Origin of the sequence: Alcanivorax sp., from assembly GCF_040118815.1 — a bacterium.
GTDB lineage: Bacteria > Pseudomonadota > Gammaproteobacteria > Pseudomonadales > Alcanivoracaceae > Alcanivorax.
Genome location: NZ_JBEDTC010000015.1, coordinates 204,623 through 218,237, shown reverse-complemented (window position 1 = coordinate 218,237; position 13,615 = coordinate 204,623). Strand labels below are relative to the sequence as shown.

Genomic DNA, 13,615 nt, shown 5'->3' with positions numbered 1-13,615 from the left:
GGCGGTTTCCCAGCGCTGTTGCGTGCAGGTGTTAACCCGTGCAAGCATAGCCGCTTCCCTATTTTCGCCTGCTGGCCCTGGCCGGAGGCATAACCGATGAAGAACGCATCATGTCCAACCATTCCGTAATCAGCACCGACAAGGCCCCGCAGGCCATTGGCACCTATTCCCAGGCCATCAAGGCTGGTTCCACCGTGTACCTGTCCGGCCAGATTCCACTGGTACCGGAAACCATGGAACTGGTGGACGGCGACATAGAAGCGCAGATTGAGCAGGTGTTTTCCAACCTGATCGCGGTGTGTGAAGCCGCTGGTGGCAGCCTGCAGGACATCGTCAAACTGAATATCTTCCTCACCGACCTGAGCCACTTCGCGCTGGTCAACGAGGTGATGGCACGGCATTTCAACCAACCCTACCCGGCCCGTGCGGCCATCGGTGTCGCGGCTCTGCCCAAGGGCGCGGGCGTGGAAATGGACGGCATCCTGGATATTGCTTAAACCCGCATCCCGCAACATGCTGCACGCAACACGCCCGCCCTTGTGCGGGCGTTTTTGTTGGTGCGACCCTCCGAAAGGAGAGGAGACAGGGAAGCTGAAAAAGCGCAGCATTGAACAGACGGTAGGCGGACAAAGGTTCGCTTGCGTTAATCGGCAACACTTATTTTGACAACATAAGGGAGTGCGATATGGATACCGCGACCCACGACCTCAACACCCTGTTTGATCAGCTCGGGCTGGCCAGCAGCGACCCCGATATCGAAGACTTCATCCACCAGCATGGCGGCACACTCACCGACAGCATGCACCTGCATCAAGCACCGTTCTGGAATGAATCGCAGGCAAAGTTTCTCGCCGAGGCGATTCGCGAAGACGCGGAGTGGGCAGAAACCGTGGATACGCTGAGTGCGCTGTTGAGGCATTGACGGCGGCCTCGGGTTACTAGTTACGAGTTACGAGTTACGAAAAGCTTGGTTGCGTAGGAGCGTGCCCGCAAGTCAACGCGCCTTCAAACCGTGCGAATCGCTTGCAGGCATACTCTTGCGGCGAGTCATGTGCCCCGCATCACCCTATCGGTAACAGCAGCAGTATCCGGTCGAAGAAGACGCAATAAAGCAGCAACGGCACCGGCAGCCCGATCACACTACCGAGCATGTAGTGACGCAGCTTGACCCCGCTCAGGGCCAAGGTGTAATTCAGCGCCGGCATGGTCTGAAACAACAGGCGCAACAGGGCCACACTGCGCACCGGGTGGCTATCCAGGCGCGCCAGAATTTTCCGGGCCATGGGGCTCTCGATATCTCGCAGGGCACTGCCACCAAGCCCGCGCACTAGCACATAGGTCACCAAACAGGACACACAGGCCGCCACATAGGTGGCCAACCCGCCCATTACCGTTCCCAGCGCCAGAATGGCCGCCGCCAGAAAAATCCAGCCAGGCAGCTGAATCAGGTTGCCGATCACGAAGACCACCACAAAGGCCAGAAAACCGGTGATCGGGTTGGCCTCCAGTTGCGCCCGCAGGAACGCCACCGACAACTGCTCACGCAAGCCGGTAAGCTCTACTGTAATCAGAACCAGCGCCAATACCATGGCCAGCATGATCAGCCGCCGATAGCGGCCCAGAGAGAGTGTCATTATCACAACCGTTTCGCCTTTTCTTACCTTGCACTATGGGCAGTGTAAGCAAGCACGGCCAGCAAAACGTGAAGGGGCAGAAGTTTCAGGTTGAAAGTTGAAAAGTACAGGATACGTGAGGGGCCAGCCAAACAACGCTGCTGGTGCCCGCGCTTGGCTTGAGTTTGGATTGTTTCCAAGTACTGCGGCGCGGCTAAGGCGCGCTTCGCATGGCTCTCGGAGATGCCGCGCGTTTCAACCTTGAACTCTTGAACGTTGAACTCACTCGCAACTCAAAGTCACCCCAGATCCAGCTCGGAATCCAGCACCGCCTGATAGCCTTCCGGCAACACATCGGCCCAGGCATCCAGCCCCTGTCGCAGGCCGTCCAAGGTATCGGCCACCAAGTTGGCGTGGCCCACCTTGCGGCCCGGGCGCACACTCTTGCCGTACCAGTGCACCACGCCCGGGTGTTGCAGCCAGGCGCTTTCAAACGGGGTGCCGATCAGGTTCACCATGGCCGATGGGCCATGCACATTCAGTGCATGCAGGGGGACGCCAGCCAGCGCGTGGACATGGAGATCGAACTGGGACCAGTCCGCCCCTTCATGGGTCCAGTGCCCGGAGTTATGCACCCGTGGCGCAATTTCGTTAACCATCAACTGGCCATCGACTTCAAAGAATTCCACCGCCATCACACCGGCATAATCCAGCTCTTCCATGATGCCCTTGAGCATTTTTTCCGCCGGCTTTTGTAGGTCGGCACAGGCATTGGCTGGCGCCAGGCTCAGGCGCAGAATGCCGTCCACATGCCAATTGCGGGTGAGCGGGTAAAACAGGGTCTCGCCGGTGATACTGCGAGCGCCGACGATGGACAACTCACGGCGGAACGGGATTTTCTTTTCAACGATGGCCTTGCCGGCCAACTCCGCAGCGGGCACCGCGCTCAAGTCAGCGCCTTCTCCCACAATCCAGGTACCCCGTCCGTCATACCCGCCGCTGCGGGCTTTGACCACCACGCCACCGAAGTCTGCCACGGCCTGCTGCAAATCATCGGCCTGATCCAGTGTGACCCAGGGAGCAGTGGGAATACCCAGTTTGTCGAGCATGGATTTTTGGGTGAGGCGATCGGGGATCACTTGCAGGGCGCCCCGAGCCACGCAGCGGTCGCTCTGGGCTAATTCGGCGGAAAACCCCGTGTCCGGAAAGGCTTCACGTTCCACAGTAATGACCGGGTAACGCTCCTGGCACTCTTCCCAACTAATCGGCACGGCCAGATCCGAAGTGCCCGGCAGCAACAGAGCCCGTTCCGGGTCGTAACGGTCCACCACCAGCCCCAGTCGGGCTGCGGCTTCTGCCATCATCAGGCCAAGCTGGCCACCACCAAGAACAAGTACGCGATTCATAGCAAATCCGTCAGAGCAAACAGGGAAAAGAACGGCGCCAGGGGATCAGCCCTGCCCCAGCTCCGCATTGGCCAACACCTCATCCGCGCGGGAGGCTTTCCAGTCGGCGATGTGTTGTAGCAGCTCAGGGTTGTCCGCCGCCAGCATCTGGGAGGCCAGCAGGCCGGCGTTCCAGGCACCCGCCGCGCCGATAGCCAGGGTGCCCACGGCCACGCCTTTAGGCATTTGCACGATGGACAACAGGCTGTCCCAGCCGGACAACGTGCGGCTCTTCACTGGCACGCCCAACACCGGCAACGGCGTCAGGGAAGCGATCATGCCCGGCAAATGGGCCGCGCCGCCGGCGCCAGCGATGATCACCTTGTAGCCGTTCTCGTGGGCGCTTTTGGCAAAGTCATACATGCGCTGAGGGGTGCGGTGGGCCGATACCACCTCGGCCTTCCAACCCACATTGAATTGGGTCAGGGCGTCACAGGCTTCTTTCATGGTCTCCCAGTCAGATTGGGACCCCATTACCACGGCAACCGGCGTGCTCATTCGCGTTACTCCATCGCGCCCATCACGGGCTTTTGCGGCGCATCGGGATTACCCCGGCACCGCCACAGAAAAAATTGAGGCGCACACTTTACTAATGCCAGCGCCGGAGGCAAGTCTATCGGCGAAAAAATGATCAGTGATGACGCCCCCGACCGACAGATGGGCGATTTTAGCGTGATTTGGCCGGGAATGCGCTTTGGATCAGTTCAAAGGAGCGAGTTGAAAGTTTAAACGCGGGGCCAGGTATGGCGCCGACAGAGCCGTCTTCCCCGCGCCCCATCTTTCCGTCCGGCGACCGCCCCCAAAGGCAGTTTTTTCCACAGAGATCACTGAGGGAAGCAGCCTTCTGCGATCCTCGCCGCAGGAGCCAGCCTGCTGGCGATTGAGTCTCTTCCCGGCTGAATCCCTTGCAGGCGGGCAAACGCGGCCTCCGCGCCATGCAACCCTGCACAACCTCAACCCGCGGCTTTCAACTTTGAACTTTCAACTTTGAATTGCTTTTCTCCGCCAGCACCTGCGCATAACCGTCCTGATAACCCGGATATTGCAAAGTGTAGTGTCCTTGCTGGATATACAGGCTGCGCACCTGTTTGCCGGTGGCCGGTTCATCGGGCACCGCCAAGGTGAGTCCCTGCTGGTCCGCCAGCCATTTCAGCACATCCAGATTGCAGCCACCCACCGCATCAGTGCCGATCACCAGCGGCGGCATTTCACGGCCGGCCAGCCACCCCAACACCACGCTGTGTAGCAGGCCCACGCAATCGTCGCGGTGAATGCGATTGGTCCACTGAGGGGCCGGCAGGCTTTCTTCGCCCCTGGCCAGTCGGGCGGCCTTATCGATCTGGCGATGGCGGCCCGGCCCGTAGATACCGGTAAAGCGCACCACTGTGCTGAGGCTGCGGGTGCTGATTTCTTCTTCCGCCGCCAGCAATACCTTGCCGTTATAACGTCCCGGACGCGGCGGCGTCAGCTCATCGACGACCCCTTCCAGATCGCCGAACACTGCGCTACTGGACACAAACACCACCGGCGGCAACGGCTGCTGGCGCCCCAACGATTCCAGCAAGGTCAGCGGCGCACGCACATAGGCCTGTAAATAGCCTTCTTCGCTGTACTCGGACGGCGTCATGATAATCACCAGCAGATCCACCGGATCCGGGGGCAACATGGCCGCGCCTTCGGTGAGATCCTGGCTGTACAATTCCACCCCGGCAGGCGCCTGGGTGCCGCGACGAATCGCGCTGATACGATGTCCGCCCGCCATTAATTGTTCGGCCAGACCGGTCCCCAGGTCACCCAACCCGGCAATAAGAATATGAGACATGGAGGCTCCTTGCGGGGCGTCAAACGGTGGATGCCGAATGCCTAACGCAGCCCGCACTCGGCATTGTTACGTCAGGCATCCGGCATCTGGCGTCCGGCGCCATTAGAATGCACAATGACATTCAATCGATTAAGTGTATCAATGCCATGACGTTAACAGAACTACGCTATCTGGTCGCCCTGGCCCGCGAACGCCACTTCGGCCACGCCGCCCAGGCCTGCAACGTAAGCCAGCCCACGCTCAGCGCAGCGATCAAAAAGCTGGAAGAGCAGCTGGGCATGCCCCTGTTCGAGCGACGCCCCCGTGAAGTAGTGGTGACGCCCCAGGCCGAACCCATTGTCGCCCAGGCCCAACGCGTACTGGAACAGGCAGATCTGCTCTCGCAGATGGCCATGAGCCAACGCGACCAGCTCGGCTCACCGCTGCGGGTCGGAGCGATCTTTACCGTCGCGCCCTATCTGTTCCCGACCATGGTGCCCCGGGTGCGCGAAGCCGCCCCGGAAATGCCGCTGTTCATTGAAGAAAATTATACCCATGTGCTGCGCCGCAAGCTGGAACACGGCGAGCTGGATGCCATTATCGTGGCGCTGCCTTTTTCCGGTGGCGGCTTGGTGCGGGCGCGCATGTACGAAGAATCGTTCTCTGTCCTGCTACCCGGCGACCATGCCTGGACGGCGCAGAAAAAAATCGCCCCGGAACAACTGCTCGATGAAACCCTGCTACTGCTCGGTGAAGGCCACTGTTTCCGCGACCAGGTGCTGGAGCTGTGTCCAGCCATCGACTCCCAGCACCAGCGCAACCTGGTACAGATCGAAGGCGGCTCTCTGGAGACCCTGCGCCATATGGTTGCCGGCGGTCTGGGCATTACAGTGCTGCCCAACTCGGCCCTGCACCAGCACGGTTACGACAAAAGCACCTTTGCTGTGCGGCCATTTGAGGAGCCGGTACCCGCACGGACCATCGCTCTGGTCTGGCGCGACAGCTTCCCGCGCCCCAAGGCCATCGAAGTGCTACGCCAGGCGGTACCCAAGGAAGGGTTGTCGGGATAAACCGTTTCGAGATGCGAGTGACGAGTTTCGAAAATCCAGACCGGTTTTACTTGCGCACCTCGCGACTCGCTGACGGGAAACGCGTGATCCATGGCCAGTGACTCTCTTTCCAGCTTGCCCCTCAGCCGCCTCAAAGGCGTGGGGCCGGCGGCGGCCGCAAAACTGGCCAAGCTGGGCCTGCATAACCTGGAAGATCTGCTTTTCCACCTGCCGTTCCGCTACGAAGATCGCACCCGCATTTCCCCCATCGGCAGCCTGCGCCCGGAAACCGGCGTGGTTATCGAGGGGCAGGTGATCGCCGCCGATGTGATTTTCGGCCGCCGCCGCTCACTGCTGTGTAAAGTGGCCGACGGCACCGGCATGGTAACGCTACGCTTCTACCACTTCACCGCCGCCCAGAAGAACAACCTGGAACGGGGCCGAACCCTTCGCGTCTACGGCGAGCCCCGGCCCGGCTCTGCCGGGCTGGAGTTCTACCACCCGGAATATCAGCTCGATTATTCAGACAGCGGCCTGCCGCCACTGGAAAAAGCCCTGACCCCGGTTTACCCCACCACCGATGGCGTCAGCCAGAAAACCCTGCGCAACCTCACCGGCCAGGCCCTGCATTATCTGCAAGCGCATCCCCCCCAGGAATTGATCCCCGCACACTTGCTGGATCAGAGCGGACTACCCAGCCTCACCGAGGCGTTGAGCAAGCTGCATAACCCGAATCCGGATGACCCGGTCAACCTGTTGCTGGAAGGCAAACACCCGGCGGTAAAGCGACTGGTCATGGAAGAAATGGTGGCTCACCAGTTGGGCATGCTACAAAAGCGGGCCGGGCAAAAAGCCTTCCATGCCCCGCGGCTTAGCGGCAACACTCTGTTTGAAAAACTGCGGGCCAGCCTGCCCTTTGCCCTGACCGGGGCGCAGCAGCGCGTCATCGGTGAGCTCATGGCCGACATGGCCCAGCCCCACCCCATGCTACGACTGGTGCAGGGGGACGTGGGATCGGGCAAAACGCTGGTCGCAGCGGCAGCAGCCCTCGCCGCCATTGAATCCGGTTATCAGGTAGCCCTGATGGCGCCCACCGAACTGCTGGCCGAACAGCATCGGGACAACTTTCGCCACTGGCTGGCACCGCTGGGCATCGAGGTACATTGGCTGGCCGGCAGCTTGGGCGTCAAAGCCCGCCGGGAAACCAATGCGGCGCTGGCCGATGGCAGTGCCTGTATCGTCGTCGGCACGCACGCGCTGTTCCAGGAGGCGGTGCAATTCCATCGACTCGGCCTCACCATCATTGATGAGCAACACCGTTTCGGGGTACAGCAACGCCTCGCCCTGCGCGAGAAAGGCCGCTTTGATACGACAAACGGCAGCCAGGTGCCCCACCAACTGACACTCACCGCCACGCCGATCCCGCGCACCCTGGCCATGAGCGTGTACGGCGACCTGGATACCTCGGTGATCGACGAAATGCCGCCGGGCCGCAAACCCATCGACACGCTGGTGTTACCGGAAGGCCGCCGCCCCCAAGTGATCGAACGCATCAACGACGCCTGCCGGCCACGCCCGGGGCACAAGAACACCCAGGCCTACTGGGTCTGCACCCTGATTGAGGAATCCGAAGAGCTACAGGCGCAAGCGGCGCAAGCCGCCTTCGAGGAACTGCAGGTCGCGCTGCCGGATATCAACGTGGAGCTGGTTCACGGCCGCATGAAAGCGAAAGAAAAAGCCGAACGCATGGCGCGCTTTTCCCGGGGCGATGCGCAACTGTTGATTGCCACTACCGTGATCGAAGTGGGCGTGGATGTGCCTAACGCCACCCTCATGGTGATGGAAAATGCCGAGCGGTTGGGGTTGGCGCAATTACACCAATTACGCGGGCGCGTGGGACGTGGCGGCGAGCAGAGCTACTGCTTGCTGCTGTACAAGAACCCGCTGTCACTCACCGGCAAACGGCGCCTGGCCGTCATGCGCGATACCACCGACGGTTTTATTATTGCCGAAGAGGATTTAAAACTGCGCGGGCCGGGCGAATGGCTGGGCACTCGCCAGACCGGCGACCTGGCCTTTCGCATTGCCGACCTGGTGCGCGATGAAGCGTTGATGGAGCCTGCCAAGGACGTGGCCAACAACCTGATGCAAGACTGTCCGCAATGGGTTGAGCCACTGTTGCGCCGTTGGCTAAAAGGCGGGGAAAATTTCGCGGATATCTAAATAAAAAAGATTGTCGTGTTACGTCGCTACGCGACTAACCCGACCTACAAAAAATCACTGTCCGGAAAGAATTTTTACCGGGATCCATTTTGTTTTTGTCTGCATCAAGAAACCGTTATTCACCCAGTTTTTCAGAGCGGTATCCACTTCCTGCTTCAGATCGTAATCATTCTTGCGCATCACCCACGCCAGCTGCTCCTTGGTGAGCGGCTTATACAGCCCCAATAGTTCCACCGGATACTCGCGCTTGTTGGCCAGGTTCCACACCGTGGGCGCATCGTGGATAAACGCATCAATATCACCCTCCACCAACGCCGTCGTGGCTTCTGTACTGCTATTGAACCCCTGGGTCTGTGCGTCGATGGTGCTCTTCACAAAGGTTTCCCCGGTGGTGCCGTTCTTGTAGCCCACCCGGTATTGCCCAGTGAACAGCGCACCGGGTGTCGACAACCGCGCGGCATCCTCGAGACGAATCATCGCCATCTGGCCGATAGTGGTATAGGGCAGGCTGAATGAAAACGCTTTTTGCCGGGCAGGCGTTATGGAAATTCCGGACATGATGATATCGATTTCGTTGCTCTTCAGGGCCGCAAACAAATCGCTCAACTGTGTGTATTCATGCACAGACAGGCGGCGTTCCAGATCCTGGGATAACTGCTCGGCAAAATCCCGCTCCAGACCCACAACCTTTCCTTCTTCGCGGAACACCAGCGGCGGATAATCGGGCATGACACCCACCCGCAAGGCCTTGGCTTCCGAATCGCCAGGACCATGACTGCTGCACCCTGCCAACAGACTCACCGCCAATACCAATATCCATCCGATTCGCTTCATCATTCTCTGTGCATCCTGTTGTCTTCATTGAATCAATGTTCGCGCCTGTTCCTACTCTTATCCTGCTACGGCATGGACGGCAAGGCGCCTTCAAGGTGCTCCGGGGCTGCCATGCCCCGCATCCATTTCACAGTGGTAATCTTCCAGGCCGGATCAGCTGCTTGCAGGGCCGCCAACACACCGGGCAAATGGGCGGCACCGTAGGTGATATAAATCTGCTGGCTGTCGTCGTCCACAATACGTTGCGCCAACTGGCGATTGCGGAAATCGAGGATCACCTTATCCAGCGGCCGGGGCTCATGCTCACTCTGGTCACCCAGCGCAATCGCAAAGGCGCCGCGGCACAAAATTCCGATCAATTTTTTCTGTTCATCGGTGGCAGCAGCATGCCAATCCAGCAACAGCGCAATCGGGTCAGCGGTATCCGTGGAGGAAGGAGCCTCCTGATCACGTACCTGCTCGGCGAAAGCCGGATCTGTGGCCATCAGTCGATCGTATTCCTGTTTCATTTCCAGGCTGGTGACATCCGCCGCCACATGACGCTCCGGGTTCTGCTGCGCATCCAGTGCCATTAAGCCAAAGTAATCGATTTGAAACTTCACCCCACAGGCATCCGCCAGTGTCTTGTAGTTTTCTGCCAGGTCACCACCACTGGCAAGCTGTTCGGCAAACCAGGCATCGCCTTCACCGGGCGAAGGCTGCACTCCTTCGTAATACAACCGGTAGCCGTCACTGAGGGCCTCTTCCAGATCATAGACCACCGATTTATAGAAACTCTCCATCCCCACATGCACCATGCCCTGAAAGACCACGGTTTTTTTGCCATTGCTCAGGGTCGCCTGGGGCAACAGGGGCGGATCGGCCTGAACCTTGTAGACCAGGTAGTAAATCGGCAAGGCCGTGGCGATAGTCAACAAGCAGAAAAACGCGCCGACGGATTTGAATACGCTGCGGTTTTTCTTTTTCCCAAACAGCACGCGCAACGCACCGTTTAACAACGCGCCCAGCAACAAAGCCAGTACCGAAACCGCCAGCAACACCCACAGGGAGATGCTGAATAGCACTGGCAGGCTGAGCAGAAAGGCAATAACAACAAAAAAATAAACAATCGCGGACAGGCTGATCTTGATCCTCTGCCCCAATGGAATGGTCGACACGGACTTTCCCCCCTGAAAATCAATGGGCCGCCACCGGCGCTAATACGCTCTTCTGACCCGGCCAGCTCCTAGACTGCCCGGTTTTCTTGCCGCGCACCACTAGCATGGCTTTACCTCGATTCCCAAGGGACTAATCCGGCCTTTGCCTTTACCGAAAATATTTTTCATCTACCCACTAGCGCAGCATGCCGGGGGGTCGTATGATCGCGCGCCTTACAAACACCCACCGGCCGCACGCCGTGCACCACATGAAGCGAGTGATGACAGTGTTAAAGCTCAATCCCGACAACTGAGATCGCCTTCAGGCACAGTGCAGCCAACTGAACCCTGATGAGTGCACTCATCAGGGTTTTTTTATGTGCTTCGGCATACCATCCACCACACAACACATCCATCCAGACACGGAGAATTACTCAATGGCAAAAGGCCCCAAGCCACTACGCAACTGGGCAGCCATGGACCCGCTGATGCGAAAAGGCGGCGCCCACCAGGAAGCCCGCAACACACTGCGCCCGCGCATGGCGACCCGCCAAGCGCTAAACGAATACGATGACTGGCAGCACGACAGTCAGGGCAATTCACACACCACCGGCAATGAGGGGCCACACGGCTCCTCTTCGACTTACCGACTCCTCACCCCTCTCTGACTCATTGGTTACTGTCCTGATACTAGCTGCCCATTGCAGCCCAAATACCAAACCGCATTACCCACCTTGCGCTTTAAAACAGGACAACGGTTTGATTACGTTGAATATCGGCGATTCCGCGCACAAAAAGAAAAACAACACGCCGCAGCCCAAGGACTCCAACATTACTGACACACGGGGATTATTGACTGATCAAGAATGATCAAAAAGAAGGGCAGTCAGGGTTCGCAGATCCAGGCTTTCGCGGCATCAGCCTCATCGCTGGGGAACACCTTTACATCAATGGACGGCAACAGCTTGTCTGCCAACACCGACAGGCGGCGCATCCAGTCTTTGTCGGTAACCACCGCTTCGCGGTCGAAATGCTTCCAGTGGGCAAGGCCGAACTTCAGATCCTGAAACAGCACATCCATGGACACCCCGCCAAAGGTTTCCATTTCTGCATAGAAACGTACCGTTTCATGCTTTTGCAGGGCGGCTTCCAGCGCCGTGGTCACAGAATCAAATTCTTCGCGGGTGATCTTGCCGGAGATCCGTGCACCCACGACCCGGTCGTCATCAAAAGGAATCAACGTCAGCATGGTCCGTCTCCCGTCCCTGTCGTGCCTGCCCTGTGCGTCGGCGTCAATTCGCACGGCGCACGCGCAGACACGTCATTGTGTCTGCCGCAATGAGTAGAGGGCGCTATTCCTGTTCCGGCGCGGGCGCCGTCAGGCTTTGCCAGCCCTGCTTGGCGGCCTCCCAGCTTTGCTGGAATTGTACCTTGGCCACGTCCCAATTATCCTCACTGGCATTCTGCAAGGCCTGATAGCGGGTTTCCAGCTGGGTTTGCTGCTCTTTCAGGGACGCCAGCGCCTCCTGCTTGTGCAGGCGCGCATCCTGGGACAGGTCGCGCCACTGGCTGTTGATATCACCCTGCAGCAAGGTGATTTGCTGGTCCAGATCATCGATGGCATGGCGTGCCACGCGCATAGCCTCGTTCTTCTGTTCCACGGAATAACTCTGGATATCGTCCAGGGTCTCTTCCATCTGGGTTTCCACTTTTTCCGGTTCCGGCGTTTTCACGTTAGGAACGCCTTCGGTCTCAGCCCACGCAGACGCGGTGGTGACCAACATAAGGGTGGCGGCGGCCAATATTCGGTGTGTCATCGGGACAACTCCTTGTTTTGCCTTTTTTGCCATCTCTGGCTATGCCTGTACTGGAATGTGACAAGTCAGACGGCAAAACGCTCCCCCAATGATGCAAAAAGCCGTAAAACAGGGCTTTAAGGCCCCGTTTTACCAGGAAATCAAGCGTTAAGAATATACGCCAGCATCTCCACCACCTGCTCCGGGGTGCGCGCTACCGCATCGGCGGCGGCATCCACCTCTTTCAACGGATGATCATGCTCTTCATCGTGCAAAATGATCATCGGCGTGCCCAGGGCCGCCGTGTAACCGGCATCAAATGCCGCATTCCATTGCTTATACTTGGGGCCAAAACGCACCACCACAAGGTCCGCCTCATCAATCAGCTTGCGGGTACGAATACCATTGATGCCTGCTCCAAGACGGTCTTCCCAGAAACGCTTTTCTTCCGCGCCGAGAATATTCACGCCCACCTTGTCGCTGGCCTCGTGGTCAGTCACCGGCGTACTGAATTCGATATCCAGCTCTTTATCGGCACAGCCCTGCACAATGCGCTCGCGCCAGTCGGTGTGAATTTCCCCGGAAAGGTAAACGGTCCAGAAACTCATGGTGATTCTCCCGATTGATTCTGAAAACGGCAGGATAGGCCCGCCCGGTTGCAAAAGCCATCTTGCTGGGGGCCAAACATCCGGAGCCTAACGCCTAACGCTCTCAACGGTAAATTCGTCTGGCAAAACGCCCAGTCCTGACCATTCTCTCAAATCCGAGATAACCCCATTACACCTTGAACCGGAGCGGTGGCTGCCGTTAAATGCCCTCATTCGTTCTCACTGATTTTCAGGAAGGGTATGCCATGCGTATGACACTTTTGCTCCTGCTCGCCACCGCACTGCTGGCAGGCTGCGACGATCCGGACGCGCCGGCCAAACCCACTGAAAAACCGGCCGTAGCCGGAGAAAACGACACCGCTAAAACCGACACCGCACCCGAGACGCTGGTGCGTATCGTGCATACGCTGAAGAAAACCGACCAACAGTGTGATGCCGACGGCTGCCCGAAAGTGGACTTGCAATGGCTCTCTTTTGAAGACCAGCCGGCACTGAACAGCGCCATCACCCAACATCTGGCCGCCATGCTGATTCAGGATGAAGGCACCGCCACCCACGACGGCACTATCGAGGGCCTGGCCGATGCCTTTTTGCAGGATGCGTCCGACATGGCCATGGCCGCCGCACAGGGCTGGGAGCTTAATGCCTCGGTGAAAAAACAGGGTCAGCGCGGCGACCTGGTGACGTTGTCCATGGAAACCTACGAATACACCGGGGGCGCCCACGGGTTACCCAGCGTGCAGTATTTCCACTGGAATCTGGCCAAGCAGCAAAGCGCCAAACTGGACGACCTGCTGGTGCCCGGCCAGCAATCCGCCTTCTGGGGAAAGGCCCGCGAGCAACACACCGCCTGGCTGGACAAGGAAAATCTGGATCAGACCTTCCGCGACAGCTGGCCTTTCGACAAGACCGACAATGTGTTCTTCAGCGACAAGGGGATGCTGCTGCAATACAACGTGTACCACATCGCCCCCTACGCCATGGGCCAGCCCACCCTGACGATCCCCTATGCGGAGCTGGAAGGCATCTTGCGCGCGCCATATTTTCCACAGCAGTGACGAGTTTCGAGAAGCGAGTTTCGAAGATCAAAACAACCAGGCTCTCATGTTT

Annotated in this window: 15 protein-coding genes; 6 read left to right on the top strand and 9 right to left on the bottom strand. The window is 58.7% G+C overall.

The genetic code is table 11. The features are described 5' to 3' along the window. Window positions 1-110: 110 nt before the first annotated feature. Window positions 111-497, top strand: a complete 387-nt coding sequence (ridA, locus tag ABNH18_RS10230; RefSeq protein WP_349382719.1) for a deaminase RidA — start codon at window positions 111-113, stop codon at window positions 495-497. A gap of 188 nt (window positions 498-685) precedes the next feature. Then, on the top strand, window positions 686-922 hold the full coding sequence (locus ABNH18_RS10225; protein ID WP_349382718.1) for a DUF2789 domain-containing protein: 237 nt from the start codon (window positions 686-688) through the stop codon (window positions 920-922). Between the two features lie 139 nt (window positions 923-1,061). Here ABNH18_RS10225 and ABNH18_RS10220 read toward each other — a convergent pair whose 3' ends face one another. The 4 genes from ABNH18_RS10220 to ABNH18_RS10205 all read right to left on the bottom strand — a co-directional run bounded on the left by ABNH18_RS10220 (window position 1,062) and on the right by ABNH18_RS10205 (window position 4,880). Further along, window positions 1,062-1,634: a TVP38/TMEM64 family protein gene (locus tag ABNH18_RS10220; RefSeq protein ID WP_349382717.1), complete on the bottom strand. Its 573-nt coding sequence runs from the start codon at window positions 1,632-1,634 to the stop codon at window positions 1,062-1,064. 278 nt (window positions 1,635-1,912) lie between these two features. Continuing rightward, complete coding sequence (locus ABNH18_RS10215; protein ID WP_349382716.1) at window positions 1,913-3,019, bottom strand: 5-(carboxyamino)imidazole ribonucleotide synthase; 1,107 nt, start codon at window positions 3,017-3,019, stop codon at window positions 1,913-1,915. Window positions 3,020-3,064: 45 nt separating this feature from the next. Next, window positions 3,065-3,556 (bottom strand): 5-(carboxyamino)imidazole ribonucleotide mutase, encoded by a 492-nt coding sequence (gene purE, locus ABNH18_RS10210; protein WP_349382715.1) that lies wholly within the window; start codon window positions 3,554-3,556, stop codon window positions 3,065-3,067. A gap of 469 nt (window positions 3,557-4,025) precedes the next feature. Continuing rightward, entirely contained in the window at window positions 4,026-4,880 is an 855-nt protein-coding gene (locus tag ABNH18_RS10205) for an NAD-dependent epimerase/dehydratase family protein (protein ID WP_349382714.1), read from the bottom strand. Between the two features lie 146 nt (window positions 4,881-5,026). Here ABNH18_RS10205 and ABNH18_RS10200 point away from each other — a divergent pair, with 146 nt between their 5' ends. Both ABNH18_RS10200 and recG read left to right on the top strand, forming a co-directional pair. Then, window positions 5,027-5,929 carry a hydrogen peroxide-inducible genes activator gene (locus ABNH18_RS10200; protein ID WP_349383257.1) on the top strand — a complete coding sequence of 301 codons (903 nt, stop codon included), beginning with the start codon at window positions 5,027-5,029 and terminating at the stop codon, window positions 5,927-5,929. Between the two features lie 90 nt (window positions 5,930-6,019). Next, window positions 6,020-8,131, top strand: a complete 2,112-nt coding sequence (recG, locus tag ABNH18_RS10195) for an ATP-dependent DNA helicase RecG (protein ID WP_349382713.1) — start codon at window positions 6,020-6,022, stop codon at window positions 8,129-8,131. A 54-nt stretch (window positions 8,132-8,185) separates the two neighbouring features. Here recG and ABNH18_RS10190 read toward each other — a convergent pair whose 3' ends face one another. Both ABNH18_RS10190 and ABNH18_RS10185 read right to left on the bottom strand, forming a co-directional pair. Further along, window positions 8,186-8,968 (bottom strand): substrate-binding periplasmic protein, encoded by a 783-nt coding sequence (locus tag ABNH18_RS10190; protein ID WP_349382712.1) that lies wholly within the window; start codon window positions 8,966-8,968, stop codon window positions 8,186-8,188. 62 nt (window positions 8,969-9,030) lie between these two features. Beyond that, window positions 9,031-10,122, bottom strand: coding sequence for a hypothetical protein (locus ABNH18_RS10185; protein ID WP_349382711.1), 1,092 nt, complete (start codon window positions 10,120-10,122; stop codon window positions 9,031-9,033). A 416-nt stretch (window positions 10,123-10,538) separates the two neighbouring features. Here ABNH18_RS10185 and ABNH18_RS10180 point away from each other — a divergent pair, with 416 nt between their 5' ends. Beyond that, window positions 10,539-10,769 carry a hypothetical protein gene (locus tag ABNH18_RS10180; protein WP_349382710.1) on the top strand — a complete coding sequence of 77 codons (231 nt, stop codon included), beginning with the start codon at window positions 10,539-10,541 and terminating at the stop codon, window positions 10,767-10,769. 218 nt (window positions 10,770-10,987) lie between these two features. Here ABNH18_RS10180 and ABNH18_RS10175 read toward each other — a convergent pair whose 3' ends face one another. The 3 genes from ABNH18_RS10175 to ABNH18_RS10165 all read right to left on the bottom strand — a co-directional run bounded on the left by ABNH18_RS10175 (window position 10,988) and on the right by ABNH18_RS10165 (window position 12,505). Next, entirely contained in the window at window positions 10,988-11,350 is a 363-nt protein-coding gene (locus ABNH18_RS10175; RefSeq protein WP_349382709.1) for a SpoIIAA family protein, read from the bottom strand. Between the two features lie 103 nt (window positions 11,351-11,453). Then, window positions 11,454-11,918, bottom strand: coding sequence for a sll1863 family stress response protein (locus tag ABNH18_RS10170; RefSeq protein ID WP_349382708.1), 465 nt, complete (start codon window positions 11,916-11,918; stop codon window positions 11,454-11,456). A 140-nt stretch (window positions 11,919-12,058) separates the two neighbouring features. After that, window positions 12,059-12,505, bottom strand: a complete 447-nt coding sequence (locus ABNH18_RS10165; protein ID WP_349382707.1) for a YtoQ family protein — start codon at window positions 12,503-12,505, stop codon at window positions 12,059-12,061. A gap of 245 nt (window positions 12,506-12,750) precedes the next feature. On the opposite strand from ABNH18_RS10165, the gene ABNH18_RS10160 reads away from it, so the two are divergent. Further along, window positions 12,751-13,563 (top strand): DUF3298 and DUF4163 domain-containing protein, encoded by an 813-nt coding sequence (locus ABNH18_RS10160; protein WP_349382706.1) that lies wholly within the window; start codon window positions 12,751-12,753, stop codon window positions 13,561-13,563. Window positions 13,564-13,615 lie beyond the last annotated feature (52 nt).

Bases quoted from the DNA above. Each gene is read 5' to 3' on its own strand.
- purE (WP_349382715.1), bottom strand. From the start codon at position 3,556: ATGAGCACGCCGGTTGCCGTGGTAATGGGGTCCCAATCTGACTGGGAG.
- ABNH18_RS10170 (WP_349382708.1), bottom strand. From the start codon at position 11,918: ATGACACACCGAATATTGGCCGCCGCCACCCTTATGTTGGTCACCACC.
- ABNH18_RS10180 (WP_349382710.1), top strand. From the start codon at position 10,539: ATGGCAAAAGGCCCCAAGCCACTACGCAACTGGGCAGCCATGGACCCG.
- ABNH18_RS10220 (WP_349382717.1), bottom strand. From the start codon at position 1,634: ATGACACTCTCTCTGGGCCGCTATCGGCGGCTGATCATGCTGGCCATG.
- ABNH18_RS10205 (WP_349382714.1), bottom strand. From the start codon at position 4,880: ATGTCTCATATTCTTATTGCCGGGTTGGGTGACCTGGGGACCGGTCTG.
- ABNH18_RS10160 (WP_349382706.1), top strand. From the start codon at position 12,751: ATGCGTATGACACTTTTGCTCCTGCTCGCCACCGCACTGCTGGCAGGC.
- ABNH18_RS10215 (WP_349382716.1), bottom strand. From the start codon at position 3,019: ATGAATCGCGTACTTGTTCTTGGTGGTGGCCAGCTTGGCCTGATGATG.
- ridA (WP_349382719.1), top strand. From the start codon at position 111: ATGTCCAACCATTCCGTAATCAGCACCGACAAGGCCCCGCAGGCCATT.
- ABNH18_RS10190 (WP_349382712.1), bottom strand. From the start codon at position 8,968: ATGATGAAGCGAATCGGATGGATATTGGTATTGGCGGTGAGTCTGTTG.
- ABNH18_RS10225 (WP_349382718.1), top strand. From the start codon at position 686: ATGGATACCGCGACCCACGACCTCAACACCCTGTTTGATCAGCTCGGG.
- ABNH18_RS10165 (WP_349382707.1), bottom strand. From the start codon at position 12,505: ATGAGTTTCTGGACCGTTTACCTTTCCGGGGAAATTCACACCGACTGG.
- recG (WP_349382713.1), top strand. From the start codon at position 6,020: ATGGCCAGTGACTCTCTTTCCAGCTTGCCCCTCAGCCGCCTCAAAGGC.
- ABNH18_RS10175 (WP_349382709.1), bottom strand. From the start codon at position 11,350: ATGCTGACGTTGATTCCTTTTGATGACGACCGGGTCGTGGGTGCACGG.
- ABNH18_RS10200 (WP_349383257.1), top strand. From the start codon at position 5,027: ATGACGTTAACAGAACTACGCTATCTGGTCGCCCTGGCCCGCGAACGC.